The sequence below is a fragment of the Streptomyces scabiei 87.22 genome, assembly GCF_000091305.1.
GTDB lineage: Bacteria > Actinomycetota > Actinomycetes > Streptomycetales > Streptomycetaceae > Streptomyces > Streptomyces scabiei.
Genome location: NC_013929.1, coordinates 9,026,465 through 9,052,387, shown reverse-complemented (window position 1 = coordinate 9,052,387; position 25,923 = coordinate 9,026,465). Strand labels below are relative to the sequence as shown.

At 69.2% G+C, this 25,923-nt stretch carries 22 protein-coding genes and 5 pseudogenes; 14 read left to right on the top strand and 13 right to left on the bottom strand.

Features of this window, described 5'->3' with window-relative positions; genetic code table 11:
- Nucleotides 1–2: 2 nt before the first annotated feature.
- The 3 genes from SCAB_RS39035 to SCAB_RS39025 all read right to left on the bottom strand — a co-directional run bounded on the left by SCAB_RS39035 (nucleotide 3) and on the right by SCAB_RS39025 (nucleotide 2,681).
- Nucleotides 3–200, bottom strand: a complete 198-nt coding sequence (locus SCAB_RS39035; RefSeq protein ID WP_013005558.1) for a hypothetical protein — start codon at nucleotides 198–200, stop codon at nucleotides 3–5.
- 154 nt (nucleotides 201–354) lie between these two features.
- A complete protein-coding gene (locus SCAB_RS39030) occupies nucleotides 355–894 on the bottom strand; it encodes a hypothetical protein (protein ID WP_013005557.1) in 540 nt (179 codons plus the stop codon).
- 95 nt (nucleotides 895–989) lie between these two features.
- Entirely contained in the window at nucleotides 990–2,681 is a 1,692-nt protein-coding gene (locus tag SCAB_RS39025) for an MFS transporter (protein WP_013005556.1), read from the bottom strand.
- A gap of 589 nt (nucleotides 2,682–3,270) precedes the next feature.
- On the opposite strand from SCAB_RS39025, the gene SCAB_RS39020 reads away from it, so the two are divergent.
- On the top strand, nucleotides 3,271–4,164 hold the full coding sequence (locus tag SCAB_RS39020; RefSeq protein WP_013005555.1) for an SCO6745 family protein: 894 nt from the start codon (nucleotides 3,271–3,273) through the stop codon (nucleotides 4,162–4,164).
- Nucleotides 4,149–4,271: pseudogene (locus SCAB_RS49495) on the top strand (ISAzo13-like element transposase-related protein); the annotation flags it as partial. The gene SCAB_RS39020 and the pseudogene SCAB_RS49495, both read left to right, overlap by 16 nt.
- A gap of 40 nt (nucleotides 4,272–4,311) precedes the next feature.
- Here SCAB_RS49495 and SCAB_RS39015 read toward each other — a convergent pair.
- Nucleotides 4,312–5,235 (bottom strand): hypothetical protein, encoded by a 924-nt coding sequence (locus SCAB_RS39015; protein WP_148274249.1) that lies wholly within the window; start codon nucleotides 5,233–5,235, stop codon nucleotides 4,312–4,314.
- Nucleotides 5,236–5,910: 675 nt separating this feature from the next.
- Nucleotides 5,911–6,306: a hypothetical protein gene (locus SCAB_RS39010; RefSeq protein WP_013005553.1), complete on the bottom strand. Its 396-nt coding sequence runs from the start codon at nucleotides 6,304–6,306 to the stop codon at nucleotides 5,911–5,913.
- Between the two features lie 346 nt (nucleotides 6,307–6,652).
- Here SCAB_RS39010 and SCAB_RS47165 point away from each other — a divergent pair, with 346 nt between their 5' ends.
- A complete protein-coding gene (locus SCAB_RS47165) occupies nucleotides 6,653–7,132 on the top strand; it encodes a hypothetical protein (protein ID WP_148274248.1) in 480 nt (159 codons plus the stop codon).
- Nucleotides 7,133–7,817: 685 nt separating this feature from the next.
- Here SCAB_RS47165 and SCAB_RS39000 read toward each other — a convergent pair.
- On the bottom strand, nucleotides 7,818–8,072 hold the full coding sequence (locus SCAB_RS39000) for a hypothetical protein (RefSeq protein WP_013005551.1): 255 nt from the start codon (nucleotides 8,070–8,072) through the stop codon (nucleotides 7,818–7,820).
- A 1,320-nt stretch (nucleotides 8,073–9,392) separates the two neighbouring features.
- Here SCAB_RS39000 and SCAB_RS38995 point away from each other — a divergent pair.
- Together SCAB_RS38995 and SCAB_RS45695 are read left to right on the top strand one after the other, a co-directional pair.
- Nucleotides 9,393–10,697: a phospholipase D-like domain-containing protein gene (locus SCAB_RS38995; protein ID WP_013005550.1), complete on the top strand. Its 1,305-nt coding sequence runs from the start codon at nucleotides 9,393–9,395 to the stop codon at nucleotides 10,695–10,697.
- A gap of 212 nt (nucleotides 10,698–10,909) precedes the next feature.
- Nucleotides 10,910–11,401: pseudogene (locus SCAB_RS45695) on the top strand (IS5 family transposase); the annotation flags it as partial.
- A gap of 85 nt (nucleotides 11,402–11,486) precedes the next feature.
- Here the strand turns inward: SCAB_RS45695 and sigJ are convergent.
- Entirely contained in the window at nucleotides 11,487–12,434 is a 948-nt protein-coding gene (gene sigJ, locus SCAB_RS38985; protein ID WP_013005548.1) for an RNA polymerase sigma factor SigJ, read from the bottom strand.
- Between the two features lie 169 nt (nucleotides 12,435–12,603).
- Here sigJ and SCAB_RS49130 point away from each other — a divergent pair, with 169 nt between their 5' ends.
- The 5 genes and pseudogenes from SCAB_RS49130 to SCAB_RS45690 all read left to right on the top strand — a co-directional run.
- Entirely contained in the window at nucleotides 12,604–13,593 is a 990-nt protein-coding gene (locus tag SCAB_RS49130; RefSeq protein ID WP_013005547.1) for an NAD(P)H-dependent oxidoreductase, read from the top strand.
- A 749-nt stretch (nucleotides 13,594–14,342) separates the two neighbouring features.
- Entirely contained in the window at nucleotides 14,343–14,915 is a 573-nt protein-coding gene (locus tag SCAB_RS38975) for a GNAT family N-acetyltransferase (protein ID WP_013005546.1), read from the top strand.
- Nucleotides 14,916–15,435: 520 nt separating this feature from the next.
- Entirely contained in the window at nucleotides 15,436–17,199 is a 1,764-nt protein-coding gene (locus tag SCAB_RS38970) for a pyridoxal phosphate-dependent aminotransferase (RefSeq protein WP_013005545.1), read from the top strand.
- The gene (locus SCAB_RS38965; protein ID WP_013005544.1) at nucleotides 17,196–17,999 is read left to right on the top strand and encodes a phosphatidate cytidylyltransferase; all 804 of its coding nucleotides are present in this window, start codon (nucleotides 17,196–17,198) and stop codon (nucleotides 17,997–17,999) included. The genes SCAB_RS38970 and SCAB_RS38965 overlap by 4 nt, the downstream gene beginning before the upstream one ends.
- A gap of 32 nt (nucleotides 18,000–18,031) precedes the next feature.
- Nucleotides 18,032–18,405 (top strand): annotated as a pseudogene (locus tag SCAB_RS45690) (transposase); the annotation flags it as partial.
- 158 nt (nucleotides 18,406–18,563) lie between these two features.
- Here the strand turns inward: SCAB_RS45690 and SCAB_RS38960 are convergent.
- Nucleotides 18,564–18,944 (bottom strand): hypothetical protein, encoded by a 381-nt coding sequence (locus tag SCAB_RS38960; RefSeq protein ID WP_013005543.1) that lies wholly within the window; start codon nucleotides 18,942–18,944, stop codon nucleotides 18,564–18,566.
- A gap of 854 nt (nucleotides 18,945–19,798) precedes the next feature.
- On the opposite strand from SCAB_RS38960, the gene SCAB_RS38955 reads away from it, so the two are divergent.
- Nucleotides 19,799–20,257, top strand: a complete 459-nt coding sequence (locus SCAB_RS38955) for a DUF3237 domain-containing protein (RefSeq protein ID WP_041670127.1) — start codon at nucleotides 19,799–19,801, stop codon at nucleotides 20,255–20,257.
- 87 nt (nucleotides 20,258–20,344) lie between these two features.
- On the opposite strand, the pseudogene SCAB_RS49490 reads toward SCAB_RS38955, so the two are convergent.
- Nucleotides 20,345–20,578 (bottom strand): annotated as a pseudogene (locus SCAB_RS49490) (IS5/IS1182 family transposase); the annotation flags it as partial.
- A gap of 104 nt (nucleotides 20,579–20,682) precedes the next feature.
- Between SCAB_RS49490 and SCAB_RS38945 the strand changes: the two are divergent.
- Nucleotides 20,683–21,078, top strand: coding sequence for a hypothetical protein (locus SCAB_RS38945; RefSeq protein ID WP_049875811.1), 396 nt, complete (start codon nucleotides 20,683–20,685; stop codon nucleotides 21,076–21,078).
- A gap of 245 nt (nucleotides 21,079–21,323) precedes the next feature.
- Here the strand turns inward: SCAB_RS38945 and SCAB_RS47480 are convergent, their stop codons facing one another.
- Nucleotides 21,324–21,461, bottom strand: a complete 138-nt coding sequence (locus SCAB_RS47480; RefSeq protein ID WP_158512275.1) for a hypothetical protein — start codon at nucleotides 21,459–21,461, stop codon at nucleotides 21,324–21,326.
- A 10-nt stretch (nucleotides 21,462–21,471) separates the two neighbouring features.
- Between SCAB_RS47480 and SCAB_RS49570 the strand changes: the two are divergent.
- Nucleotides 21,472–21,784, top strand: a pseudogene (locus SCAB_RS49570) (hypothetical protein); the annotation flags it as partial.
- 74 nt (nucleotides 21,785–21,858) lie between these two features.
- On the opposite strand, the gene SCAB_RS38935 reads toward SCAB_RS49570, so the two are convergent.
- Nucleotides 21,859–23,565, bottom strand: coding sequence for a multicopper oxidase family protein (locus tag SCAB_RS38935; RefSeq protein ID WP_197696215.1), 1,707 nt, complete (start codon nucleotides 23,563–23,565; stop codon nucleotides 21,859–21,861).
- A gap of 65 nt (nucleotides 23,566–23,630) precedes the next feature.
- Nucleotides 23,631–24,884 carry a DUF418 domain-containing protein gene (locus SCAB_RS38930; RefSeq protein WP_013005539.1) on the bottom strand — a complete coding sequence of 418 codons (1,254 nt, stop codon included), beginning with the start codon at nucleotides 24,882–24,884 and terminating at the stop codon, nucleotides 23,631–23,633.
- A 153-nt stretch (nucleotides 24,885–25,037) separates the two neighbouring features.
- Between SCAB_RS38930 and SCAB_RS47150 the strand changes: the two genes are divergently transcribed.
- Nucleotides 25,038–25,346, top strand: a complete 309-nt coding sequence (locus SCAB_RS47150; RefSeq protein WP_049875810.1) for a transposase — start codon at nucleotides 25,038–25,040, stop codon at nucleotides 25,344–25,346.
- Nucleotides 25,347–25,627: 281 nt separating this feature from the next.
- Here SCAB_RS47150 and SCAB_RS46100 read toward each other — a convergent pair whose 3' ends face one another.
- Nucleotides 25,628–25,789 (bottom strand): hypothetical protein, encoded by a 162-nt coding sequence (locus SCAB_RS46100; RefSeq protein WP_193789223.1) that lies wholly within the window; start codon nucleotides 25,787–25,789, stop codon nucleotides 25,628–25,630.
- Nucleotides 25,790–25,923: the final 134 nt, after the last annotated feature.

Genomic DNA, 25,923 nt, shown 5'->3' with positions numbered 1-25,923 from the left:
GCTCACTCCGGCAGCTGGCGCATCTCCAGGACCCGTAGGCCGAGGGACTGGCAGCGGGCCAGCAGACCGTACAGATGCGCCTCGTCGACGACGTGCCCGAACAGGACCGTGTGGCCGGACATCCGCACATGGTCCAGCTCGGGGAAGGCGCCGGTCAGCGCCTTCGACAGATGTCCGTCGACGCGGATCTCGTAGCGCATGCGCATGGATTCCCCACGGCCGGTGGCGGGCGGACTGCGCCCCTTCTCTGCGATCGTGCGGCCCGGGGGCCGGGCCGGGCCTCACCCCTGGAAGGTGAGAGTCGGCGTCGGCGGGGCGGGAGTCCGGGGGTCAGTGCGTCAGTGCGTCAGTGCGTCAGTGCGTCAGGTACAGCTTGAACGCGATGATCAGGAGGCCGAGCAGCAGGTTCACCGAGGCCGTGAGGGCGACCATGCCCCATGGGGCGCCGGCCCGGCGGGCGGCCGCCGCGGACCAGCCCACCTGACCCGCCACCGCCACCGCGATCGCCAGCCACAGGGCGCCCGGCACATCGAGGCCGAGGACGGGGCTGATCGCCACGGCGGCGGCGGGCGGGACGGCGGCCTTGACGATCGGCCACTCCTCGCGGCACACCTCCAGCACGACCCTGCGGTCCAGGCCCCGCTGCGCCAGCCGCGCCCCGAACAGCTGGGCGTGCACGTGCGCGATCCAGAACACGAGGCCGGTGAGCACCAGCAGCAGGACGATCTCCAGGCGCGGATAGGACCCCAGGGTGCCCGCACCGATGAGCACGGAGGAGGCGAGCATGGAGCCGTAGACCCCGCCGGTGTAGTCGGCGCGGGCCCGGCGCTCGGCGCGACGCTGCTCGCGGGACGTGGCGGGTGCGGGTGTGGGTGCCGGTCCGGTCGCGGACATCGTCGGCCTCCTCTCGGTGGCGGGTGGTCCCCCAGGTCCTGGCTCCGGGCCCCCAGGCCCTGGCTCCGGGGCCTCGTGTCCTGGCTCCGGCCGTCTCAGTCGCCGTCGTGCGGGCGGGCCCGGCCGCCGCGGTGCCGGGCCGAGCCGTGCGCGGCCGCCGGGGTGCGCCCGGTGACGGGCGGCTCGGAGCCGCCCGCCGCGGGCGACGGTGCACGGTCCGTCCGCGCACCGGGCAGTCGCGGGGTGACCAGGAACGCGGCGAGGGTGATGCCGCCGGTCGCGAGGATGGCGGCCTTGAGGCCGTTCAGCTGGGCCGTCGCGTAGGAGTCCGCGAGGGCGTCGACCTCGGACGGCGGCAGCCCGGCGTCCTCGGCCGCCGCACGCACCTGATCGGTGGGGACGAAACCGATCCCGGCCTGCAGCGCGACACTGGTCTGCTGCCGGGTCTCCTGCGACAGCCTCGGGTCGTCCTCCACCTGGGCGGTGAAGGCGTGGGCGAGGGCACCGATGAGCAGCGAGCCGATGAGGGCGGTGCCGAGCGCGGACCCCAGGTTCTGGGCCGTGAACTGCAGACCGCCGACCTCGCTGCGTTCCTTCTCCCCCACGCTGGACTGCACGACGTTGCCCAGCTGCGAGGCGAGCAGGCCCATGCCCACGCCGAGCAGGGCCATGGCCAGGGCGAACTGGGTGTCGTCGATGACGGGGTCGATGGTGGCCAGCAGCCACACGATGGCGACGGCCAGGGTGGCGAGGGCCAGCCGCACCACACGGCGCGGTCCCGCCCGCCGGCCCAGCCGGGAGGCGACCAGCGACGAGGCCAGCATGGTGATGGACACCGGGAGCAGCCGCAGCCCGGTCTGGAAGGCGTCGAAGCCCTGCACCACCTGCAGATAGAGCGGGATGGTGAAGAACAGCCCGAGGAGGATGAGGTTCTGGCAGAGCAGCGCCGACAGACCCGAACCCAGCGCGGGCCTGCGCAGCAGGGGCAGGTGGACGAGGGGGTCGGTGCCGTGGGCGGTCCGCCGGTGCTCCCAGTGCGTGAAGGCGGCCAGGACGAGGATTCCGGCGCCGATGACGAACAGGGTCGGGGCGAAGCCCATGACGGTGAAGGGCGGGTTGCGGGGCTGCACCCAGCCCCAGGTACTGCTCTGCAGCACACCGAGCACGCCCAGGGCGAGACCGGTGGCCGACAGCGCGGCGCCGACGCCGTCCATCGCAGGCCGGCGCCCGGTCCGGGGGGACTCGGTGATGGCCCGGCGGAAGCAGAGCATGGCGACGACGACCACGACCTCACCGGCGAAGACCAGCCGCCAGGTGAGGTAGGTCGTCACCCAGCCGCCCAGCAGCGGGCCGACCGCGATGCCCGCGCCGGCCAGCCCGCCGATGACTCCGTAGGCGACGGCCCGGTCCCGGCCCCGGTAGGACTCGGCGACGAGCGCGGCCATGGAAGGCAGCACCATGGCCGCTCCGAGACCCTCGATGACCGACCAGCCGAGCCCGAGGACCCACAGTGTGGGCGCCACGGCGGTCAGGGCCGAGCCGATGCCGTAGACCACGAGGCCGAGGAAGAAGAGCCGGCGGCGGCCGATGATGTCGCCGAACCTACCCCCGATGATCATGAAGGCGGCCATGACCAGCGCGTACAGCGTGATCACGCCCTGGATGGCGGTGACCTCGGTGTCGAAGTCCTCGACGAGTTGGCTGATGGAGACGTTCATGACGGACGTGTCCAGCACCATCAGGAACTGGGCCGTCCCGAGGACGATCAGAGCCCGCCACTGCTTCACCGTGTCCTCCTCGCCGAGACCGGGTAGGCCCGGACCGCCACCGCCGTCACCCGGACGACGGGCGGCCCACGCTCACCATCGCAGCTCAGAAACCATGACGCCGCCTCACCCGCCACGGGCGAGACAACCACCCCGCAGCCCGCGACCACGGCCCGCCGGAGCTGCGGGCAGGTCGCGAGAGCGGCATCTCAGGCGCCCTTCCGTCCGGCTTCCGGGATGAAGGGCGTAGTAACCGGCCTCCTCCGGACTCAGCCCGAACACCTCGCCCTGCCTGAGCCCGCAGCCCAGACCGAGCACGACAGCTATCCGGTTTCGAGGGCTGATCGCATCGCGGACGCGCAACGCCGTATCCAACGGCCAAGCATCGCGACGCTCCTGCGGCAGTTCGGGCCACCTCACGGACTTCGCGCGCATGGGGTTCGCGATTGCGGTACCGCTGACAACTACTACTTCCCGGTTGCATGGCAGTAGTCGCCGGAGTCACCCTCCGATAGGGTACCGACCGGACGGTATGCGCGGGATGGCCCGCGCACTGTCACGTGCTCGATGAACAGCAACGCTGCATCCGCCACAGGACGGAGAGCCCCTCATGACGCACGGCACGGATCGCGACAGCCTGACGCTCGCACGCCAGACCTGGAGAACTCTCGAGCCCTACCACGGGGCTGTCTACTTCTCGCCCGAAGCGGCGGGCCAGTACGCCCAGTTGGGTGTGGACGCCAAGACAGGCTATTTCGCATCCCGCTCCGCCGCGCTCGGCGCCGCTCCCGCAGATCTGGTCATCGCGACGTTCTACAACTTCAATCCCCAACTGGTGCGCCGAGCCATACCCGCAGCATGGGAAGCCGCTACGCCCCAGCGGTTCGCCGCCGCCCGCCTCACCGCGGTCGACGCCATGCTTCGCCGCATCCTCGGTACGGACGTCTCCACACCGGCGCTGACCCGCGCGGCGGAGTTGGCCCGTGCCGCAGCCGAAGTGGCCGTGCGCCATCCACAGGGCCGCCCTCTCTTCGCCGCGCACGCCGCACTGCCGTGGCCGAGCCCACCCCACATGGTGCTCTGGCACGCACAGACCCTGCTGCGGGAGTTCCGGGGCGACGGGCACGTGGCGGCACTGCTGACCGCCGGGCTGAGCGGACTGGAGGCTCTCGTCACGCACGCCGCCACAGGTGCCATCGACGCAGCGGTGCTTCGCGACTCCCGGGCATGGACGCCGGAGCAGTGGGAACAGGCCGTGCGTAACCTGCGTGAGCGTGGATGGCTCAGCGACGGACCCCACCTGGCCCTGACCGAGGACGGCACGCGGCGCAGGGCCGAGATCGAGGACACCACCGACAGGCTGGCAGCCCTCCCCTACACCACGCTCGGTCCTGCCGACTGCGGCGAACTCCGTTCGCTGGTACGGCCGTTCAGTCTCGCTCTGGCCAAGGAGCTCGTGCCGTCGGCGGTCGACCGCCTCCGCGAAGAAGAGGCCGCCCGCTGACCCGCCACGACGTCATCGTGAACAGCATCGCGGCGACCACCACCCGCACTGGGCTGACCGTCCACGCCGAACTTGATCGAGGCCCGTCGTGGAGCGGGGTGGGGGTGATCCCGTAGTCGCTGGCGCTGCGAACGATCAAGCGTGTTCCTACTGGACACCGGGTGTGAGCTCGATGCGCACGCCCTCGCCCTCCCTGAGGACGAAGACGTTGTCGGTCCGGGCCCGCCATCCGATGGGCACGGCATAATAACGCCCAGCACGCTCCACGACAAGCCGCAGGCACCAGTAGCGGTGACGGAGGTGGACTCCCTCGCCGAGGTCCAGATAGCGGAGGCCGGCCGACCGTGAGGTGAGGCTGAGCGGCTGGGCGCTGTGGACCACCAGACCGGTGCGCAGGATCACCTCGCGGGCATCGTTTCGGGCGTGCCGTTCGCCGAGTTGACCGGAGACGAGAGTGACCGCCCAGAGCAGGAACAGGCCGGCGGCCAGGACCAGCAAAGCCGTCTCCCACGGACTGCCTTGGCGGCCCTGGCCGGTCTGCCCCACCGCGCCGAGCAACAGCCCGAAGCCGACGAGGAGAGGGCCCAGCCAGCGGTACGGCAGAAACACCTGCCACTGCCACCACAGGACGAGCAGAAGCAGACCCACGGCCACGACGATCGGATAGTGGCGGGCCAGAGCCGATGCGAGACGTCTGACGCCCCGCATCAGGGCACCTTGAGATTCCTGCCGCGGTCGATGTCCGGCTGCCGCAACGGCCAGAAGGAGCACGGTGGCGCCCACAAGCACCGGGAAGGTGGCCAAGTGCAGGCTGTGCAGGACGAATTCACCGAATCCGAAGCCGAGCGCGAAGGGGGAGAGATGGAAATGGCCGTAGTAGGCGCTTGTGTAGATCACCCCCAGGTAGAACAGCAACGCCGCGATGAAAGTCGCCTGCGCGACCACGATGTTGATCAGCGCAGTCGGAGGCGTGGGGGCTGCCTGGTCTGGGCGCTCGAGCCACGCTGCAGGACGAGGCTCCGGTTCGTTCACGTGCCGTCCGGTGAGGGCGCGTCCGGTGAGGGCGGGCACGCCGGATCACCAGGGCAGACGGGAGGGGTCGTTGCTGGCTCGGTGAGGCCGGGGCCGGTCTTCTTCGACGGGCGAGTGTTCGACGGCACGGGTTCGGGCGGGGAGATCGGCTCACCGCCGTGGGAAGAAGAGCCACCCGATGGTGACGATGAAGAAGCGCCGTCCGACGGTGACGATGAAATAGAGCTGTCGGACGGTGACGACGACAGGGTGGCGCTTGGCCGCGAAGGAGCGGTGCTGTCTTCGGTGTCGCCGGCCCCTCCCCCCGAACCGCACGCCGCAACGACTCCGAGGACGGCCACGGACGCGCTCAGGCGGATGATCAACCCAGGGCTGAATCTCATGCTTCTCCCCGCGACGCTTCACCACACTCTGCCGATGCGGACAGCAGGGGAACATAGCCCGATTCTTGCTCACTGCCGGGAAACTCGACCTGAGCAGTGGACCGTGCTGCCCAATCGGAGCAGCGTCCGGCCTGCCTGGGCCGTGCCCAGGAGCCCTCGCGCCTGCGGTTGCCATGGACGAAGGAGTGCATGGGCCCGCACGGGCTGGTGTTGGCAGGGGGCGTCACCTGGGGTGTACCCGTGAGGCGGGTGTCGACGCCGATGATGCCCGGGTGATCAGTGCGCTGTACGTACAGGCGCAGCAGGTTGTGGCCCAGGAGCAGGAACCCGATCAGGACGGGGTCTCCTCGCCGTCGGGGCTCGACAGGGCTCGCAGGACGGTGAGTGCCCGGCCGTGTTCGGGTTCTGGGTCCGGGGTGAGCTCGGCGGGGCGGAGGCGGATGACGGTCATGCCCATGGCTTCGCTGATGTCGCTGCTGCTGTGGAGCTGGGTGCCGGCCAGGACGGTGCGCAGGATGCCGGGGATGTAGTAGGGGGCGACGGTGTCGTTGGGGATCTCGTACAGGAAGGTCGTGCCGTCCTCGCCGTCTCCGGCTTGGACGGCGATGCGGACGGCGCCTGGGGCGCGCAGGACCCCGCGCAGGCGGCAGCCCTCAGCGAGGGGCGCGTTGAGGTTGGTACAGCAGCAGGCGGTTGACAGCCGCCTGCGTGTGTACTGAACGATCACGACAAACCTGACCTGCGCGGGTTGGCCCGCCGGTTCTGGTGAGGGCGCTGACCCTGTTCTCGTACTCGCGGCGGGTCTTGCGCCGGGCCGGGACTGCGGGGAGGCCCTGACCGCCGTCGAGCGGCTGGCAGCGGGCGTGGCGCGGAGGTAGTCGGCAACCTTGCCCGGCATGTCGAGGGGGCTGTGACCACGGCCTTTCGACGCTGATCGAAAGGCGTGGCCTGCTTTTCGGCTCGCGGACCACACTGAGGCCGAACCACCGAAGTCCCACCAAGTCCGAGGGTCAGGGCACCTTCGCGAGAGGGGGCGGTTCGGCTGGACCGGTTGCCACCACAGAGGAGATCAGATGAGCGTGACAAGCTTCAGAAAGCGGGCGGCCGCAATGGTCGTGACGATGATCGCCGCATTGGCCCTTCCGCTGGCGGCGCAGGCACCAGCACAGGCAGCACCCAACGGTGCGGCCGGAGCAGCCGCATGGACACCGGAGATCTACCCGCTGTACTCGGGCGAGCGGGTATGGGCACGGAATGTGTCGAGTGCCAATCGGAACTTGGCGCTGGGCGCGTGCTCCGCGGCGTCGGGGATCGCTTGCGTGTCGGTTGGCCAGGGCGACGGCAATCACAGCATCTTCCACCTGTTCAGGTGCGAAACGCGATCGCTCTCGAACTTCATCGACGCGCTGGCTGTTCGTAACAACCAGACCGGCTCAGCCGTAGTCCGTTTCTGGGGGCCCAAGTATCACGCCAACGTTGAGGCGAACGGCCGGATCACCGAGGTCGGCCCGAACGAGGCGGTGTACGACTTCACTCACATCGACATCTGCTGAGGTCACATCGACCCGGGAACGCTGATCGTGGAGTCCTGGTCGGAGGCCTTTGCGGATGTCGCGAAGGACCCCGGCCCGCACGGCCGTCACCGTCCTCTGGCGAGGGTCGGTCCGTGGCCGCTCGCTCGTGGCCGACGTGGAACAGCTGGGAGCGGGTCAGCGCCTTGTCGCTGACATCGATGATCGAGGTCAGGCCGATGTTGCAGCTCTCGGCGACCGGCCGCGCCACCAGGGAGGCGAGCAGCCCGTCCATGCGGTGGGCCGGTCGGAGGCGTGCTTGAACCTGCCTGCCCAGGAAGCCGATCCAGGAATGGACCTCGAACAGTAGGTCCGGCAGGTCCGGCCCGTCCGGCAGGTCGATCCACGGACAGCTTGGCCCGGCCGCCGCCGTCGGGGACGACGATCTCCACCTTCGCCTCGTCCCCGGCCGCCGCGAGCAGGTCGGCCATCTGCCGCCACGCGGCTTCCAAGGCCCGGATCAGCTGGTCCAGGTGCTCGTGGGGGTCCTCGGACAGGCTCAGGCCGGCCTCGGACTGAGTCAGGCCGCCGTTTGCCGGGTCCGTGCAGGTGCCGTTCGTCCTGCGGGCGACGGAGTCGTCGTTCTCCCACTCGCCAGTGACGGCCGGGCCGCCCCGGTGAACCGCGGGATCGCCCGGGACAGCGTCACTGCCCGGCCTTGCAGTACTCAGCAGCCGCGCCGGTCTCCTCGGCAAACGGGCCCGGCGAGTGCGCCACGGCGTCCGGCAACAGGGTGGGGGATCTCCGCCAGGTAGGGATGGGTGGCGGCGACGTTGCGCAGCAGCTTGGGGATGGCGACCCGGTCCAGTCCGCGCTCTGTGCGGGAGAGCAGCAGCGGGCCGTACTCGGGGCCGGAGTGCGGGGCCGTGTGGGTGCGCGCGGGCAGGTACTCGCCGAGCGCCCACACCACGGGCCGGGGCACGGACGTCAGTGTGGCGAGAAGGGCATCCGCTGGGGAGGACGGCCCGCAGCTACGGCCGCATGAGGATCCGTTCACCGCAGCTCACCCCTGGCGACAGCGGGCAATGAGCTGTGCACCCTCTGCGGTGAGCAACCGAGGCATGAGTCGACGCAGCGCAGCGGCATGCTGATGGACTCGCTTCAGCGCGGCTCGCCGGGCCGGAGCCGAGCCGGGAACCTCTTGAGCGGGACCGCATCCGCTCACGACACACCCAGTGGGCCACCACCGCACGAGCGGCTTCGAGGCAGGCTCACGGACGGCGAGTGACCCGGCTCGGCGGGCGGTCGGGTAGCGGGACGGAGGAATGAGCGGCCCGGCCGAGTGCCCGATCGTTTGGAGAAGGCGCCGCGCACGGCTGGTCCCCTTTTCTGGGGTTACGGAGGCGGTCCCGCAGTTTGAGTCCATGATCGCCATGCAGGCAAATGAGGCACACATAGCCGGGGCTGGCACAACGAGCGCGACCGCGGTATCTGCAGAGATGCGCTCCACCGGTTCACGGCACGGATTGCGGCTCATCCAGGACATTCTCGAAAGATCGGTGACGGGGCGTCATCTGATCGCTCAACCGGAGGTCCGGACGCCGCCGCCGAGCAATTGGTCCAAGCCATTGGCGACCTGCTCGATGAGGCCGTCTTTGAAGACGACGAGGGCTTGTTCCGCGTAGTGGGCGAACGTGCCGAGGCGGGCGTCCGCGGTGACAAGGAACTGGAACTCATCGTCGGCGATGGCGCTGCAGTAATGCTGCAGTCGGCCTGCCCCATGTGCTCGTGGAGGGCACCGCTCCCGTGGCCCGTCCCCACTTCCAACTCTCCGGCCTGCGTACCTGCTTTCCTGTCTCCTCGTGCAACCCTTCGACGCCTTCGCAAGTCTCCTGATTGCCGAACAATGGATCAGTGGGTCATACATGGCACAACTTCGGGCAGACATGAACGGACCAGCACTTCGTCGACCGGGATGTCCGCACCGGATGTCCCGGTCCCATCGCAGGATCTCAACGCGTGGCCGAGCACAGTCGCATTCCCGGCCCCGCTCCCGACACGCGTCCACGTCCTTACGGCGAACGTCGCGGCAGCGCCCCTGATCGGCGGCCTCCTCGCCGCGTCGGCGGCTCGGCCGGCGCGGCCCACTCCGCCACGACCGCACAGCGGAGGTCGATTGTGAGGGCTGTGCGACGTTTTGGGTGAACGTCGCCTGCCGGGCTCGCATCGGCGGCCACCCTGGGGTGATCAGCACAGCAACGCCCGACTCGTCATCGGCAACAGCCCAGCGAAAGGCCCGTCCATGAAGCGAACGTTCACTTTGATCAGTGCACTGGCCGTCACCGCGCTGTCGCCGACCGCGGCGCACGCTGCGGTCAAGAAGGCCAAGGCTCCCCTCAGTTGCGAGTCCCGGACGTTCACCTCGACACCGGGTCCTCGCTTCAACGACCCGGAGGACCCCGACGCCCGGATGAACGTCATGGCCCCGATCATCGAATCGATCAACAGCGCCAGTTGCGGGCAGACCATACGCGTCGCCATGTACTCGATCGGCAGCACGCAGCCGGGCCCGGACTTCGCCAACGCCCTGATCGCCGCGCACCAGCGCGGCGTCATCGTCAAAGCGCTGATGGACGTGCACAGCGACAACGCGGTCTGGCAGTCGTTGGTCACCGAGCTCGGCAACGATCCGCAAGCCTCCAGCTTCGCCGCACTGTGCCCGGGCGGCTGCCTGACCCACTATTCCGGCTCCTCCCTGCACGCGAAGTACTACATGTTCAGCGGCGGAAGCGACGCGAACAGGACCGTGACCGTCAGCAGCGCCAACCCCACGTCCACCCAAGCCAATACCGCGTGGAACAGCAGCGCCACCGTCAAGGGCAACGTCGACCTGTACACCCTCTACGTCCGCTACTTCACCGCCATGGCCAAGGGGGCGCTCAACGGTCCGGGCCCGCTGATGCCCGACTACTACAGCTCCACCGACGGCCAGGCCGCCAGGACACTGTCCCCGCCCTCCTACCAGTGGCCCAAGGCACGCTCCAAGAGCGACACCTGGGTCGACTTCCTGAACAACGTCAAGGCGCCGGCCACGATCAACATAGCCATGTTCCAGTGGACCTCTCACGGGCAGCCGGGCGACCGGAACTATCTCGAACTGCCGAAAAAGCTGGTGAGCCTGGCAAAGACCGGCGTCAAGATCCGCATACTCCTCACCGCCGGTCAGGTCGACAGCAGCGTGCAGAACTACCTGAAGGACCGGCCGAACATCTCCGTGCACGACACCAGCCGCGGAACCGACGCGAACGGCCACGCCCTGCACTACACGCACGACAAGTACATGATGGTCAGCGGCGGCTACGCAGGTACGGTCAACTCCAGGAACGTGTTCGTCGGCTCCGCGAACTGGACAAGCAACGGCGTCTGGCACAACGACGAGTCGGACCTGAAGCTGGTCGGCCAGTCCAACTATGACGCGTTCATGACGGACTGGCAGAACCAGTACGACCGCTGCTGCGGGACCGCAACGCTGAAGCTGGGCGCAGAGGAGCGCGCCGAGAACACGGCACGCGAGATTCCGATCGACCCGAAGCAGGTCAAGGAGTAGGCACTCCCCGCCGCTCGGTCACCCCTGTGGGTACCGCACGGTGAGCTCTTCCAACCGCGCCAGAAGGTCTTCACCGCCCTGCTCTCCCAGGCCGACGCCGAAGGCGACCTCGACTGGGTCGTCGCTGGTCGACTCCACCATCGTCCGTGCCCACCAGCGCACCGCCGGGGCCCGTCAAAAGGGGCCCCGGCCGCGAGCCGGACGACCATGCCATCGGACGGTCCCGAGGCGGACTGACCATCAAGGTCCACCTCACCGCGGACAGCCGCTGCCGTCCGCTGGCCTTCGTCCTCACGCCTGGCCAGGCGGGTGACGCGCCAGCATTCCCTGCGATCACGGCCCGTTTACGAGCGCCGCGACCGCTCGGCCGCCCTCGGATCACGCCAGACGTGATCCTGGCCGACAAGGCCTACTCATCCCGCGCGATCCGCACCCACCTTCGCCGGCGCGGGATCCGGGCGGTGATCCCACAGCCCGCCGACCAGGCAGCCCACCGCAAACGCCGCGGCAGCCGAGGCGGCGGGCCACCGGCCCTCGACCGCGACGCCTACAAGCAGCGCAACACCGTCGAGCGGTGCATCAACAAGCTCAAGCAGTGGCGCGGCCTGGCCAGCCGCTACGACAAGACAGCCACCATCTACCTCGCCGGACTTCACCTCGCCGGACTCCACCTCCCCGCCATCCTCATCTGGTCAGCGACATGATCCGAAAGAAACTGCCTACTTGTGGTGTCTGCGGGCCGCCGGGCGCCTGGTTGCAGGAGGTCCCGCGCTGTCGAGGTCCAGCCGGTCAGCCCGCCGTCCACGGGCGGAGTTTGTCGGGGTTGCGTACTGCCCAGATGTGCGTGATCCGGTCGTCCGCGACGTCGAACGCGTACACAGCCACGGTGACGCCTTCGTGTTCGATCACCAGACCGGCCCGGCCGTTGACCGTGCGCTCCGAGACCGTCAGGCCGCCGGACGCCCGGACTGCGAGGTCGGTGAGGTAGCGCGCGATTCCTTCGCCGCCTGCGATCGGGTGGAGCGCGGCGGCGACCACACCGCCGCCGTCCGCGGTGAACGTCGCGCCGGGGGCGAGGAGTCTGACGAGGGCGTCGATGTCCTGCGCCTCCCACGCCTGCTTGAAGTCCCTGACGAGGCCCGCCTGGTGGGCTGCCGGGGCCGCAGGGGGCAGGGAGGTGCGGACGCGGCGCCGGGCGGAGGAGGCCAGTTCGCGGCAGGCCGCCGGGGTGCGGCCGGTGATCCCGGCGATCTCGGCGAACGGGTAGCCGAAGACATCGTGCAGGATGAGCGCGACGCGCTGAGCCGGTGTCATGGATTCGAGGGCGACAAGAAACGCCATGCTCACCGACTCGTCGAGTGTGACCCGGTCGGCCGGGTCCGCGGGATCGGTCGCGGCGCCGCCTGTGCGCCCGCTGATCCAGTCGGTCCGCTCGGGCAGCGGCTCCGGGATCCATTCGCCCATGTAACGCTCGCGCCGGACCCGCGCCGAGCCGAGGAGGTCCAGGCACACGCGGGTGGCGACCGTCGTCAGCCAGGCGCCGGGTGACTCGATGGCGTCCTGCTGCTGTCGGGACATGGTGTACCAGCGGGTGTAGGTCTCCTGGACCGCGTCCTCGGCCTCGGCCAGGGAACCGAGGAGGCGGTAGGCGAGACCGATGAGCCGCCGCCGCTCGCTGATGATCGCGTCCAAGCCCGTGTCGGACTCGTCGTGCCGTGACTTCGCGTGATCGGTCATCGTTCCGGTGGCTCCCTGATCTCGGATCGTCCCTCGGCAGTCCGACGAGACAGCACGCCCGATTGTCAGGTCTCCGACTCGCCCTGACGTTCAGAGGGGTTGCGTCGTCGTACCGCTCACAGACGCCACCGGCCCGGAGAACCCGGGCGGGACACCTCAGGAGACAGCGATGACCAGGATCGGCATACTCATCGGCAGCACCCGCCCCGGCCGCAAAGGCGACCAGGTCGCCCGGTGGGTCCACGAGCGGGCGGCCCGCCGCGGCGACGCCGCATTCGAGGTGATCGACCTGCTCGACCACCCGCTGCCGCACCTGGACGAGCCGCTGCCCGCGCTCGCTGGGAGGTACCAGCACGGGCACACCCGCGCATGGGCTGACACCATCGCCCGCTTCGACGGATTCGTCATGGTCACCCCCGAGTACAACGCCTCCATCCCCGGCGTGCTCAAGAACGCGATCGACTACCTGTACGCGGAATGGACCCACAAGGCCGTTGGATTCGTCTCCTACGGCGCCGGCGGCGGCGCCCATGCGGCCCGGCAGTTGCGGGCACTGTGTGAGCTCCTTCAGATGGATGCAGTGACCCCGCAGGTCTCGCTGTCCCTGCACACCGACTTCGAGGACCACGCGACACTCAAGCCGGGCGCCCACCACGTCAGCACCCTCGACACACTGCTGGACCACATCGTCGCCCAGAGCACGGAAGGACGGACAGCCATCCCCACACAGCGCGAGACGGACGAAGCCGCGATCGGCCGCCACATCGACGGGATCATCGACGCGATCCAGGCCAAGGACCTCGAGGGTCTGAGGCGGCTCTACTCGAGGGACATCGTGTCCTTCGACATCGATCCGCCGCTCCGGCACGTGGGGATCGACGCCAAACTCAAGAACTGGGCGAACGTGTTCACGTTCTTCCAGGAGGTGACCTACGAGGTGCGCGACCTGATGCCCACGGTGGGCGAAGACGTGGCGTTCACACACGGCTTCGGTCGCCTCAGCGGCACGCTCCCTGACGGGACGGCGGTGGGCGGCATGTGGGTCCGGATCACCCTCTGCTTCCGGAAGATCGACGGAGCATGGCTGATCACGCACGACCAGGTCTCCGTGCCGCTGGACATCCCGGGTGGCAAGGGGGTCGTCGACCTCGAACCGTGACGTCAACGGGCCCTGCCAGCCCTGCGCGGCTCCGCGCCCCTGGGTTACCGAAGTAGTGGTTCTCCATGGACCCGAAGCGGCGGTTGCCGAGCCAGGCACGGTGCTCTTCAGGGTCGCCCAGCGCGGCGAGGGCCGCCTTTCCGAGCCGGATCCGGGGGCGCCGACCCACCAGCCGGAACCACGAACCGCGAACCTCACCGAGTCACCGGATATCGAAGACGGCGATGCCGCATGACATCCGCTGCCGACTCACCTGCCGCTCGCCGCCGCCACCTGCGGACCACGCGGTGACCCATGGATGCAGGACTGGCCGGTCTTCTCGGTGGTGTCATCGATACAGCTGCCACGCACCACAGAGCCCTCGTCAGTAAACTGACGTTGCCGAGATTGAAAGACGGGTTCTGAGCTCTTGAGCAGCACGTGCACCGTTGCCGGTGGCGCGATGCCGGCCCTGGCCGGGTAACTCTTCGGCTGCCTCGCGGCCGTGGCTCTCCGGGCCAGGCCCGCGAAGGCCTGGCCCGGAGAGCGCCGGATTGCACGGGAGTTACCTACACCGGGTTCAAAGGCGGGTTCTCACGGGTTTCGACAGCAGCACTGGCACGGAGATGTTGCTGTCGGGTCCGATGGCCGGCACGGTTCTGCGGACTCCCCGCCCATCCGGCGCGTCCGGCGTCGCCTCGGACGTACGCGCCCCCAACCGTCCGGATAAACGGATGCCCGGGCGAGCGTGACGCGACAGGATGCTCCGCATGACCTTGCCCACCCCCGAGTTGCACACCGCCCGCCTGCGACTGCGGCCGTTCACCGACGCCGACGCGGCGCCGCTCTACGCGCTGCACAGCAGCGCCCACGTGCTGCGCTACTGGGACTCCCCGCCGTGGACCGAACCGGCCCGCGCCCAGCGCTTCGTCACGGCCTGCCGGACGATCGAGAAGGAAGGCACGGGAGCGCGGGTGGCCGTCGACCGCGTCTCCGACGGCTCGTTCATCGGCTGGTGCGGCCTGACCGGCTGGAACCCGGACTTCCGCAGCGCGTCCCTGGGCTACGTCCTCGACGCCGCCGCGTGGGGCCACGGCTACGCCACGGAGACCGCGCACGCCGTCCTGCGGTGGGCGTTCGACACCCTGGACCTGAACCGCGTCCAGGCCGAGACCGACACCCGCAACGCGGCGTCCGCCCGGGTCCTGGAGAAGCTCGGCTTTGTCCGCGAAGGCACCCTCCGCGAGGACTGCATCGTCAACGGCGACGTCTCCGACTCCTGGGTCTTCGGCCTCCTCCGCCGCGAGTGGCACCCGACGGTCACGCCTATGGCCGGCCGCTAGGACCGGGCCTGCCCGCCTTTCGGTCCGCGACCCCCACGGAGAAACACCGTGGGCCGCTCCGGCGAGCTCGACGTACGTCTTCGCTTGCCCCACCGATCCCGACCATCCGCACCGCTGGTGCATCCGGTAGTTCATAGGGTCTGCCCGCAGCGGCAACAGCCTCATCGGTGTGCGGGTGCTGTCGCTTCTCGTGAACATCGAACACGCCGCGGCCCAGGCGTCTCCCGAAGCACTGAACTACCTCTGTCGAAACCGGGGCTCCGGCACAGCTTCTGTGACGCCATCACTGCCCGTCACGCCGACAGCACTCCGTTTCGCAGGAGTTGGGAGCCAGAGTGGCCGACCGTCTGCGCCGGGCACGGCCGACGCCGGTGGTTCGGCACCTGCCCATGGACTCAGCCCTGACCTGGACCGCTTCCAACTCCGTTGCTGTACGGCTGAGTACGCGTACTCAGGTGCCGGCTGCCGGACTCCTCCATGCTGGGGCGCGAACGCCGGACCGTCTCAGGGGGACATACGCATGGACCACACCCTGCAGCTGCGCACTGCCACGCCTCGGGATCACGACTGGATCCACGAACTGCGCCACCGCGTGTATGCGGAGGAGCTCGGTCAGCATCCTGTGGATCCGTCGGGAAGGCTGAGTGACGGACTCGACGGCGACAACATCTATCTCGTGGCCGCGCGCGGCGAGACGCGGATCGGCTTCGTCAGCCTTACCCCGCCGTGGGTCGGCCGCTATTCCCTCGACAAGTACCTGACGCGTGAGGAGCTGCCGGTCCTGACCGAGGAGGCGCCGTTCGAGGTCCGCGTCCTGACCGTCGAGGAACGCTGGCGGTCCACCGCGGCGGCGCCACTCCTCATGTACGCGGCGCTGCGCTGGGTCACGGCGCGGGGCGGTCGCCGGGTGGTGGCGATGGGACGCACGGAGCTGCTCGACATGTACCTCGCCGCCGGGCTGCGGCCGGTGGGGCGCACGGTCCGCTCGGGCGCGGTCTCGTTCGAGGTCCTCAGCGGCTCCGTGGCCGAGCTGACGAGGACGGTCGCGGACCGCCACGGTCGGATTCTGGAGCGGCTGAGGACGGGCCTCGACTGGCGGCTCGACGTGCCCTTCGCGCCGCGTGCGGACGGCTGTGAGCACGGCGGGGCGTTCTTCTCGGCGATCGGCACCGATTTCCGGACCCTGACCCGCCGTCACGAGGTGGTCGCGGCGGATGTGCTGGACGCCTGGTTCCCACCGTCCCCGCAGGTCCGCGCGGCTCTTTCGGAGGATCCGGGGTGGGCGGCCCGGACCTCGCCGCCGACGGGCGCGGAGGGACTGCTCGCGGAGATCGCCACGGCCCGCGGGCTGCCGGTGGAGTCGCTGGTCGTCGGGGCGGGCTCGTCCGATCTGATCTTCCGGGCATTCGGCCGGTGGCTCACGCCGGGGAGCCGGGTGCTCCTGCTCGATCCGGGCTACGGGGAGTACGCCCATGTCACCGAGCGGGTGATCGGCTGCCGGGTCGACCGGCTCCAGCTGCGCCGGGAGGACGGCTGGCTGCTCGACCCGGCCCGGCTCGCCACAGCGACCGCCGACGGGCGGTACGACCTCGTGGTGGTGGTCAACCCGAACAACCCGACCGGCCGCCACGCCCCGGCCGACGCGCTGCGCGCGGTGATCGAGGCATCGCCCGCGCCGACCCGGTGGTGGATCGACGAGGCGTACCTGGGGTATGTCGATCCGGCGGACTCGCTCGCCGGGCTCGCCGCGGTCGACGCCCGGGTCGTGGTCTGCACCTCGCTGTCGAAGATGTACGCGCTGTCGGGGATGCGAGCCGCGTACCTGGTGGCCCGTCCGGAGACGGCCGGGGACCTGCGGCGCTGGACGCCGCCGTGGCCCGTGAGCCTGCCGGCCCAGCTGGCTGCCGTGACGGCGCTGCGCGACCCCGCGTACTACGCGGAGCGTTGGGCCCGCACCCATGCGCTGCGCCGGGAACTGGCATACGGCCTAGGCGAGTTGGACGGATTCTCCTCGGTCGACGAGGGGGTGGCGAACTACCTCACGGTGACCCTGCCGCCGGACGGACCGAGCGCGGCGCGGCTGGTGGGTGAGTGCCGGCGGCACGACGTGTATCTGCGTGACCTGTCGCCGATGTCCCCGGCGTACGAGGGGCGGACCGTCCGGATCGCCGTCCGCGACACGGCGGAGAGCGCGAGAATCGTGGCGGCGTGCCGGAGCGCCCTGGACGCGCTGCGCACGCCGGCCGCAGTGGTGTCGGCCGCGCCGGGACGGGCCTCCCGGTGACGACGGTCGCTGGTCTCGTACCGTACCTCGGCGGGGCGCTGACGGTCGGAGGTGTCGCCGTGGCGGCGACCCGGCGACGTGAACTGATGGTCCGCTGGTGCGTGTGGGCGCTCGGAGTACCCCTGGTGACCGCCGCGTTCTGGCTCGGTCCACCCGGGATCGCGGTGCTCGCGGCTGTGGTCGGTGTGGTCGCCGTGGCGGAGTTCGGCGGGCTGCTCCTGCTGGGTCCGGTGGACCGGGCCGTGCTGGCCGCGGCGATCGTCGGTCTCGTCCTCACCGCCTGGCTGGCGCCCGGGGAGGTGCTCCGGGTGGCGGCGGCCGGGGCACTTGCCCTTGCCGGGGTGCCCTTGCTCTCGGGCGACGCGGAGCACGGGCTGCGCCGCCTGGGGGCGGGCCTGCTGGGGCTCATATGGCTGGGCGCCCTGGCCGGCCTCGTATCGTCCGGCGCCCTCGGCCTCGTCCTGTTCGTGGCCGTGTCGATCGCCGACATCGTCGCGTACGCGGTGGGTCGCCGAATCGGCGGCCCCCGGCTCTCCCGGCTGTCGCCCGCCAAGCGGTGGAGCGGCACGCTGGCTGGGGCCGCGGCCGGTCTCCTCTCGCTGGCCGTACTGTCCTCCCTGACGTGGCAGACGGCGGTGGCCGTGGCGGTCGGCGGCCCGCTCGGGGACCTGTTGGAGTCGATGATCAAGCGGGGCGCCGGCGCCAAGGACACCGGCCGATGGCTGCCCGGCTCCGGCGGCATCCTCGACCGGATCGACTCCCTCCTCGTCGCTCTGGCTGTGCTGTTGGTGCTGAAGTGAACCAGGGGGCGGTGATCCTGCAGGCCTGGCTCGGACTTCCCATCGCCGAGCTCGAACTCCGCCACCGCCACCGCCTGCGGGCCACGGGCCGAGGACCGCATCCGGGCTGCCCGCACGACCGGCCTGCGGAACCTGCCCCTGCACGACAGTGCGCAGAACAGGGTCCGGCTGGAGATCGTCCAGATCGCACTCGACCTGCTGGCCTGGATGCCGATGCTTGCACCGAACGGTAAGGTCCGGCTCTGGGAGCCCCGCCGCCTGCGGCTCCGCCTGTTCAGCCCGGCCGGCCGGCCAGCTCATCACCACCGGCCGCCGCCAGATCCTCCGCCTTACTCACCACTGGCCCTGGACCCATATCGTCACCGACGCCCTCGAACGGCTCGACCAACTACCCAACCCGGTCTGACCAGTAGCCTCCCGTCCCTACAAGCAGCACCATCCGTCTCCGGAGTGAAACCCGGCGCTCACCGACACGACAGTCGGGCTACCGGCCTGCCCGTCAACAGCCACGGAACGCGAAACGGCCTGCCGACGGAATCGGCAGACCGCCACGAAAGATCGAGGTTAGGCGGTGTAGTCCGCCTGATCGCAGTTCCTGGGCGCATAGCCGGACTTGGTGTTGCACACCTTCAGGGTCACCGTGGCGCCTTCGGGGATATTGCCCGAAGCCCATGGGCTGCAGTAACCGGCAGGATGCCCGCTCGTCGTAGCGGTACGGTCGAAGACTCCGTTGTGATTGGAGTCGAGGTAAGCAGTCACGCCCCAGCCGTCTGCAAAGCCGTCACACGCCCTGATCGAGTCACCGGGTATGTCCTGGTACGGGTCCTGCTCGAAGTTGCCCCAGTCCCGGAAGTTGTTGATCTTCAGCGCGAACAACTGTCCGGTGCCGGCACTGGCGGAGGTCGCGTCGACTCCTACGAGAAGGGCCGCAGCGACAGCAGTCATTACCGGAAGTGCCTTCGTTCGGAACAAGTTTCTACCTCTCATGGGCCATTTCTAGCCCCTCCGAAGTGAGTGATCAGGTCAGAGCAAGGATGCTTGGCCGGACTCAACTAGTCGTTAGCAATCCGTCGCAAGTATGTTGCCAATGCGTCCACGTGGCGATCGTGTGCCTTCTGACGTCCCACCCGGGTTCCTCCCTTGCGCCCGCGAAAGCGGCAACGTTTTACCGCGACTGAACGCCGGCCAGCGGGTTGTGAACCGAAGCCGGAAATACCGTACCGAGATTACGGAAGTGTTCACGAAGACCAACATGTCGGCCGCCGAACTCAGCAGGTCACCCTCAATGCCTCCTGCCCTGCCAGCACTGGCCTTGCGCGTTGACGCCGTACGACGGCCAGGAGGTGCCTGAGCGCCCTGCGGCTGATCGTGCGCAAGAAGCGGCGCGCGCCCGTGCCCCCACTGCGCTTCACCGACACCGGCGCCGACGCCGACGCCGACCTGACGGGTGGTATGAAGGGCGAACGCATGAACAGGGATCTTTCAGCAAGGCATCGGGACGTAGTTCCACCGGACCACATGCCGCTACGGAAGGTGCGACTCCTCCACGCTGCACCGTCGCCCATGCCTGAATCGGGAAGACCATCCGGAACGGCTGAGCCGCCCGGCCTCGCGGCGGGACTGCGGGTCAGGAGAGCGACCAACTCCGCGCTGTGGGGCTGCCTACGAAGAGGTCGGCCCCATGGCCTGAGAAGTGTGGGGCCATATCCTGACCACATCGGACCACTGCCAGACCTGCGTCAGCCCTCGGGCTGCCGAGGCTGGAAGATCCGGCTCACCACAGAGAACGGAGCCCCGTGATGACCGTGTCCCCCTCCCTGACCTACGCCTTCGAGATCCGCGCGGCGGTCGCCCCGAGCCTGCACATCGGCCACGGCGAGGGCGAGCTGACGGAGTTCACCCCCGTCACCGGCGGAACCGTCCACGGCCCTCGCCTCACCGGCACCGTCCTGCCCGGCGGAGGTGACTGGTCCAACACCCGTGGCGCCGTCTGCGAGTTGGAGGCCCGCTATCTCCTGCAGGCCGACGACGGCGCCGTGATCGACATCGTCAACCGCGGCTACTACCACGAACACGCCGACAGCCCCGACCTCTACGACGGGACCCTCCGCCTCGCCGAGTCCGGCACCTACTTCCGCACCGCCCCCGTCTTCCGCACGGACGCCCCACGGCACCTCTGGCTCGCACGCACCGTCTTCGTGGGCCTCGCCCGGGAGGAAGACGACCACATCGTGATCCGGTGCTACTCGGTCGACTGACCCTCGCCCCATCGCCGGCAACGGGGAGGAGCACGGTCCACGGCTCCGTCGCCCACTATGTCGACCCGCTGGTGGAACCACGGGAGGGTGGGTGTGGCCCGGCAAGGCGGGCGAGAGCCACAGCAGCCGGCCGCTGGGGTCGGTGACGACCTGCACGTTCACGCCGTGGCGCCGGTATTTGTGGGAGTAGTGGGCCGGGCCGTCGCCGCCCGGGTCGCACTCGGCGAGGGTGCCGTCCAGCAGGACGAAGTCGGGATCGCGCTGGCGCAGCGTCTTCAGCAGACCCGATGCATGTTCGGCGAGCAGGTCGACGACCGTGCTTGGGTTGCGACTTCGAACACCTCCCTCAACGGCACGTGCGCCTCGTGCGTTGCGCAAGGGCTCACTGACACCAAGTCGCTCCGACAATCGGCCCCGACGCGAACATGACGATCACCACGCGAATGGTGAAGACTGGATTGATGCGCCCTCACGCCCCAGGCGGACTCCTGTTCGTAGCGCTCGGTCTCATCCTTGTCGCCGCCGGCTACGTCTGGAGAGGACGTGTTCTGCGTCCCCTCTCGGCGAAACGCGCCCAGGCAGCCGTGATGCGGGATCGTTCCAGAAACCTGCTGCGCTCTGCCGACATGGCAATCGCCGGAGCGCGTCAACGGGCCGCGCACGGCGAACCGGCCATCGTGACGGTTGGAGACGTGACCAGGGTGGCGCGCCGGCACTACGGGTACCCCTTCGTGGAGCGCGAAGAAGCGGCTGCCGCCCTCCGCCAGCGCTATGAGGCTGCCGACTGCCGAGTGGACTGCATGACCGACGCTTTCAACTGACTGCCTCCCCGGCAAGTGCATGACGCCAGAGGCGCCGGAGCTGTCACCTGATAGGTGGTCACGCTGAGAATGGTCATTGCCGTCATTGGTATGTGCCCGCACGTACCGGACGGGTAGGACACGGACGGCCGGGTCGGGAGCCGACAGCAGTCCGCGCACTGATCGCGACGTCGCCGATGTCCCCCAGACCACGCTGTCACGCCTACTCGGAGCCCGGGCCGGGTCGCCCCCGACTCCGGCGAGCATCAGCAGAGAGCACCGCTCTTGACCGCGAGGAACTCGACCCAGCCGCCCACCAGCGTGCTCTGCTCGGGCTCACCGAAGACCTCGGTGCCCGTCAGCGCGCCTCCGGCCAGATCGCGAGCGGCCTGACCTGCATTCACCACCCACACCACCGGCCTGCGCAACCTGCGCTTGCACGACGCCGCACAGAACCAGATCTGGCTGGAGACCGCCCTCGATCGACTGGCCCGGATGCCCATGCTCACTTTGACCGGAGAAATGCGCAGGTGGAGCCCAGCCGCCTCCTCCGTCTCCGCTTTTTCTCCGCCGCCGCTCAGAACGTCACGACCGACCCCCGCCCGCACCTGACGGTCGCACGCCACTGGCCCTGGGCCAACGGATCACAGACAACCCGGCACCGCTCGCAGCCCTCCCGAACCCCTGCTACAGCACGTTCCCGTCCCCGCGAGCAGCACCACCCTGACGGACCACCGAAACGGCCCGTCGAAGAACCGACGGGCCGTCACGAAGGATCGAGGCTGGATCAAACGCTCTGGCTCATCCCGTGCGGTCGGCGGCAACGACGTTCACATAGCCCATCATTCCGTTGTCCTCGTGTCCGGTGATGTGGCAGTGAAACATCCACATCCCGGTGAAGTCCGTAAAGCGAATCCGGATCACTACTTTGCCGGCTTTTCCATCGACTGCGTGGGGAACGCTCACGGTGTCCATGTAGTCGGCGGGAGGCTGGGCGCGGCCGTTCACACTGAGGACCTGGAACGGTGCGATATGGAGATGGAACGGATGATCGTGGTGACTCGTGTTGGTGAGCGTCCATTCTTCGACTGTTCCGAGTGTGGCCGGCTTCTTGAAAGTCGGCTTCTTCATGTCGAACAGCTTGCCGTTGATCCAGAAGTTGTTGCCGCCGTCGTCACTCAGGGCCACGCGGCGGGATTGGGCGATGGGTTCTCCGGACAGATCGGGTTCGGATCCGGGAAGCGGTCCGGCGATCTCGGGCGAGGTGACCATGCCCGCCGGTCCCCCGGTGGCAGCCGACCCCGCGCTCCCGCCGCCCTTTCGGACACTGACCTTCATGAGGGTGGTGTCGGGGTAGGAGTCGCCGTCACCCTCCGGCCCGGTCTCGTGGGCGAGGGTTCTGAGCCAGGTTGATCCGGGGGCTCCGGCTGTCACCAGGACGTCGAAGCGCCTGCCGGGCGGAACCCGAAGGTGGGTCGCCCGGGTCGGCGCCGCGGAGGGATTCCCGTCCTGGTTGATGACGGTGAAGCTGCCGCCGTCGAGTTGGAGGTCGTAGAGGATGGCGTAACCCTCATTGGCGATGCGCCACAACTGGGTCTCGCCGGCTTTCACGTTCAGTGTGGGCCGGTACTGGCCGTTGACCAGGCGGACCGTCGGTGATGCCGGCTCCAGGACCCCGTCCGGGTAGACGATCGAGCTGGATCCGCTGATCTGGGCGTCCTTGAGCGCCAGAGTATGAGCGGTGATCCCGCGGTAGGCCGGCGACAATGAGGCGCGGCTGTCCCCGACAATGATCGTTCCCGACAGCCCCGCCCCGATCTGGGTCTCGGTTACATTGCAGCGAGCCTCCGCTGGAGCAGCGGACATCTCCATCTCTGGCATCGAATCGCCGTCCCCAGGGGACGTCTCCATTCCCGGCATCGACTCGCCGTCCCCGGTACACATTTCATGGTCGTGGTACCAGTAAGTCCCGGGCGCCTGGTTCGCGGGAATGTCGAGATGGTAGGTCAGAGTCTGGCCAGGCTTCGCGGACAGCATGATGTTGTCCGCGCTTCCCTTCGGGGACAGGTGCATTCCGTGGTAGTGCAAATTGGTTGCCGTGTCCAGCTTGTTCTTCAGTTTCAAGGTGACACGCTGGCCGGGGACAGCATGGATGGTCGGCCCGACGAGGCTTCCGTTGTAGGTCTCCGCGAGCACTTTCTTGCCCGAGATCATCACCTCCTTCTTGGCCGCCGTGAGCTGAACCGTCACATCCCCGGGGGTTGCGGTGTTGAGGTCGGGCGGTTCCACCAGCGCAGCTCCGGGAACCATTCCAGCCGCCTGCTGTTTGGTCGTCGGAAGCGGCTTTTCGTCAGCCGGACGCGCTTTTCCATGAGCTGCCGAATTCGAGTGTGCGCTCTCGCAGCCCGCCAGGAAGGAAGACACGAGCGCGGCCCCGACCGTCAGGACTCCGAGGCGGGCGATGCGTGATCGGCGCACGTTCGAGCGTGCGGTCGAGCGTGCGGACAAAGGATTCTTCCTCTCGGGAACACTATTCACACTCGGTGGCGATCTTCTCGGTGTGATCGCTGACCTCATCGGATGTACTTGGCGGGCTTGGTGGCGACGTTGAGGAGATATTCCAGCGGGCCACGGCGGAAGAAGCGGGACCAGAGCGCGGCGAACACGATCGCGCCCACGATGTACGTGAGTACGGGTGTCCAGGAGCCCGGGGCGGCGGTGCCGGGGGCAGAGGACAGCAGGGACTGGGCGACGAAGTGGCCCACGTAGGCCGTCAGGGACATGGTGCCGACGGCGATGACCGGCTTCGCCAGGCGGCGCAGGAGCGGCAGCCGGTCGATGAGCACCGTCGTTCCCACGATCACGAGGATCGCGATCCCGACGCTGCCGATGATGTCGAACGTGGTGCCGCTGTGCGGCCCGGCGGACAACAGTTCCGACATCGGCAGCTCCGGCATCCCTCCGGACCCGCTGCCCACGGCCGACGCCGCAGAGCCGCTGGACGACGACCCGCCCTCCGCCATGCTCTTCAACGCGTCCTTGCCCGCAAGGAGCAGGGACAGGCCGTACGCGCCTACGAGGAGGGCGGCGCCGAGCGCGGCCAGGCGCCGCTGGACAGCGGGAACGGACAGGTCGAGGCGGGCCAGCGCCATGCCGGCGACCACGAACGACATCCACGTGATCGTCGGGTAGAAGCCGGTGAGCAGCAGATCGAGCACTCCCACGCCGCTGAGCCGCTCGAGCGGATCGTGGGCGTTGATGCTCCCCCGTACCGACTCGTTCAACAGCGAGGCCAGGGCGAACGCCAGCTGCGGTGTGGCGAGGGCGAGCCCGGCCGCGGTGATCGCCAGCGTCCTCGCGCTCAGTCGCACCAGGGGCAGCGCGATGAGGAAGTAGACGCCGTAGAAGCCGAGAATGATCACTTCCCCGTACTCCATCGCCAGCGCGGTGCCCAGCGCCAGAAGGATCACGGCGCGGATCGCGATCCGGGCTTTCGCCTGCCGACCGGCCAGGCCGGTCTTGGGCTCACGGCGGCCGGCGATCAGCATCAGCGAGAACCCGGCGAGCGTGGCGAACAGGACCGAGGAGTGCCCCTCGGCCAGGAAGCGCACCCAGGTGCCGACGCCGTGGGTGGCCGACAGTTTCGGGCCGATGTGCACGATGTACATGCCGAACACCGCCAGCGCGCGGGCCAGGTCCACCCCGACGAGGCGTCCCATCGAGGGGCCGCCGGGGACCTGCCGGGCGGACTCGGACGAGGTTCGGGCCCGCGGAGGCGAGTGCTCCTGCGGGGCCGGTGCCTCCTGCGGCGGCTGTATCTGCGTCACACAGAAGATCATTCGGCGCCGCTGGGCGGCGGCCCACCCGCCAGGCTTCGGCGCCACCCCCGCCGACCGGCCACGACCACCCCGCCGACCGGCCGGAATTGATCCCCCGGCGACCGGAGGCAGGGCGCGCGGTGCCCTCGGGCCGAGCCGGCTGTGTTCGACCCGGTGGCCTCCGACCCGACCGTCTCCCCCCTCGTCGACGCGCTCGCCGCGCACGGTCCGCATGCTCGTGCGGTGATCCGCGGCGCACGTTACGAAGTACGCGAACAGGGCCGGGAGTTGGCGAAGGCAAGCAGTCCAGCCGCCGACGGCCAGGTGACCGTGGACCTCGACGAGGTGCTGGTGCCCGCTCACTCCGAGAAGCAGGACGCCACCTCGACCTGGGAGAAGACCTTCGGTCATCATCCGAACCTTGTCGAGGGCCGGGGACGGCCACCGGTTCGTCCCCGGCGCTTGCGGTGAAGCCGCTGGTCGTCGGGATGGGCAATGGTGGCTTTGATACCGCGCCGTCGCAGGTAGGCGCGGTTGTCGCGGCTGGAGTAGGCCATGTCGCCGCGTACCCGGTCCGGCCGGCGACGCGGGCGGCCCGGTCCGCAGCGCCGGATGCGCAACAACCTTGGGAGCGGTTGAGTTCGGGGCGTGCCGGCCTGGCGGGTCGGATGGTAGGTGATCAGCAGGCGTGCGGCCGGGCGAGCACCAACTCCGTGCTCCACTTGCGACGGGTCGCCTGCCGTGTGGGGCGGTCAGAGACCGGGGCTGCGATCGCGAGGGGGCGGGGCGTAGGCCTTGCGGCCGGGGCGCTGGGCGCATGAGCGGCGGACCTGTACTTCGGTGCCGTCGATGCGCAGGTCAACGCCCTCCGAGTCGACGTAGGCGAACAGGTCCTCCAGCGTCCGCAGCCGCACCCCCGGCCGGTCCGCGTGGCGGAGCCGCGGGCCGCCAGCAGTCGGGCAACTCGCCGAAGTGGGCGCGCGAGACGCCGGACGGGGCAGGACGGGAACCGACCGCACGGGCCCAGGTAGGCCGCACAACTCGCCCG